The organism is Bacillus haikouensis, assembly GCF_013179555.1.
Taxonomy (GTDB): Bacteria; Bacillota; Bacilli; order Bacillales; family Bacillaceae_B; genus Rossellomorea; species Rossellomorea haikouensis_A.
The window spans coordinates 1-2597 of the sequence record NZ_JABMCR010000425.1 but is presented as its reverse complement, the minus strand read 5'-3'; the positions used below and the strand labels follow the sequence as shown (position 1 = coordinate 2597).

Sequence of the window (2597 nt, the reverse complement as noted above, 5' to 3'; positions counted from 1 at the left end):
TAATTATGAAAGTGGTAATTTCCTCAGTACCGGCACTATTAATTACCCTTAGAGTCATAAATTTTTAATCTGGAGAGTCGCCATCATAATCCCCTTGAGGATTATAACCTAAAAAGTTCATTCTAGTAATAAACAGACCTTTCTTTGAAAAAGGCAGATTAAGTCCTCCGGATCTGCAAGTGTAAATTGGTCATTAGTGATCAACAAGAAAGGAAGTTTTCTAGAAGGTTGTTGCATCGTCCTGACTCAAAACCTTTTTGTATTCTGTTGAGGTGCTAATACTAGCTCAACATTAAACAAGATACAGACTCACATTCGAAAACACCAAAATTCCGTATTTTCGTTCGCAGCAAAGATGGAAAAAGAGCCAAAAGAAAAGAGGCAAACCAATTTGGTCCGCCCCATTTTGAACGCTCTATTTCACCATAGATCCTTGAACGGACTGAGCAAGCATCACCATTTCAGATTGAGTCAAATCATTGGATGCAAGCATATAATCGACTCCGTTACTCGTCCATTTGATTGAATTATCCGTCATTGCAGCGACTGTGAATCCTAAGTCCACCAATTCACCCTTCAGTGAAGTCGATACAGTCATGGTAGGAACCACTGTCGTTTTCTCCTGGATGATCGTGAATGATTTTTCGCCATCGTACGTCAGGATGACACGCTTTCCATTTTCTGTAGCCACTTCTTTTTCTTCTGTCAGCTCAGTTCCTGTGATTTCGGACATAGGATAGAGGACAGTGAACTCCTTGTCTTCCACGTTTGCTGTAACCGGAACTTCAAGCTGGGCACCTGTCATGTTCTTCTTCATATCAAAGTCTTTTTTATCAAACGCCGCTTTCATATCCATTTTGGAAAATTCCACTTTCACAAGAGAGTTGTTATCTGCATCCATCACCTTGACGGTAGCCGGAGACAGATCTTTCTTGTTAAAGGCAATCTCCTGGGTCGGAAGCATCTGCTTATTCTGATAACGGGTTTTTGTCGTGAATACATAATGATTCTTCGTTTCTTTAAAGGTCGCTTCCTTATCTTCCAGTACATCCTGGACCAGAGATTCATACAGATAAGCCTGACTGCTGTTGTTAGGCCATTCACTTTGGAAGCGGAAGCTCTTATTCAGCGCAGGGGTTAAGACAAATACTCCTTCGTCATTCCGGAGAATCATTTGACTTTGATCCTTCGCAGCATTTTTGAGAGCCACCCGGTAGTAATTAGGGTTATTATGCCATACTTCCACATCATAGGTCTGTGGTTCATCGCCAACCTGAAGCGTCATTTTGGCGTCAGCTTTATACCCCTTCATGTCCTCTACCTTTGACTTCAGATCCTTCGTCACGTCTTCCTTCGATTTCTCCCCGCAAGCAGCCAGCATCAACACTGCAAGCATGGCCATCACTAGTACAACTAGCTTTTTCTTCATTTTTTCAACCCCTTTTGTCTCAAGATAAACGTAATTGAGAGAGGGGAAAGCTAGACAGTATAAGAAAAAGACGCTCTTTATCTTTGTCTCTCTTACAATCGGATGTACCGACAGTATATACCTAGCCTTGTCTCTCCTATTGCACTACTGAATATATGAGACAACCTAAGGGAATATGCTAGCGAAGATGACAAGCTCGAACTTTTTTATTCTTCCGCCGGCCCTTTTCCATAAGATTGTTCCTCTTGTATAAAACCGGTACATTGAACATGCTTTCTTCCAACTAAGCTTAAACGAGAAGGGTCCGTACAATTAGGTTCAGGCATTTCTTTGTGTCTTAACCAACAAAGTTGTGAAAAGGGCCTTACTCTTCAATGATGACTTGTGCTGCGGCAAACTCCCTGCTGTGGGTGATGGACAGATGGGCGTTCACCCCTTCAGGCTTCGAAAAAAACGGCTTGCCGTTCGGACCTTTGCTTATCTCGATATCCTGAAAAGAAAGGGCATGACCGATTCCCGTCCCTTTTGCTTTCGCAAAAGCCTCCTTTGCGGCAAATCTGCCCGCAATGAACTCAGTGGAGCGGGAACCCGTCAAAATTTCCAGATCACCCTGCTCCTTTATGGTAAGAACCCTTTTGACCAACTTCGGCTGCCGGCCTGCCAGATGTCGTATACGTGCAATTTCGATAATATCCATACCTATTCCTTTAATCATATGCAGATCTCCTTCTACTCTTGTCCTTTTTCTCATATAGTTTATTTATAGTATATAATGAACCCATGTAATTCTTTCAGCTAGGTTACTTTTCTATTAGGAGGATACACTATGTTTGTCAGAACGGAAAGCTTCTCCCAGTTCTTACGATTATATCCGGTCATTTCACTGATCGTTTTCATTCATATCGTGCTCTTTTTGGTAAGTGCACTGCCCATTTTTCCACAGCTTTGGGTGTATGAACAGCTGGCTGGCGTGAATCTTTATATTAAAGAAGGCGAATGGTGGAGACTCATCACGCCTATCTTCGTCCATCTCGGTTTCGCTCATCTTTTATTCAACTCTTTTTCACTCGTGTTATTCGGACCGCCGCTTGAAAATCGCCTGGGCAGGGTCAGGTTTATTCTTGTTTACATGGCGAGCGGTATTTTCGCTAATATTATTACCTATATC

General features: G+C 42.3%; 3 protein-coding genes. 1 reads left to right on the top strand and 2 read right to left on the bottom strand.

Translation table 11 applies throughout. The annotated features are described in order from the left end of the window. Nucleotides 1–415: 415 nt before the first annotated feature. Nucleotides 416–1429: a LolA family protein gene (locus tag HP456_RS22610; protein ID WP_172255279.1), complete on the bottom strand. Its 1014-nt coding sequence runs from the start codon at nucleotides 1427–1429 to the stop codon at nucleotides 416–418. A gap of 364 nt (nucleotides 1430–1793) precedes the next feature. After that, nucleotides 1794–2144 carry a holo-ACP synthase gene (gene acpS, locus HP456_RS22605; RefSeq protein ID WP_172255277.1) on the bottom strand — a complete coding sequence of 117 codons (351 nt, stop codon included), beginning with the start codon at nucleotides 2142–2144 and terminating at the stop codon, nucleotides 1794–1796. A 111-nt stretch (nucleotides 2145–2255) separates the two neighbouring features. Between acpS and HP456_RS22600 the strand changes: the two genes are divergently transcribed. Further along, on the top strand, nucleotides 2256–2597 hold a 342-nt coding region (locus tag HP456_RS22600; protein WP_172255275.1), incomplete at its 3' end, for a rhomboid family intramembrane serine protease.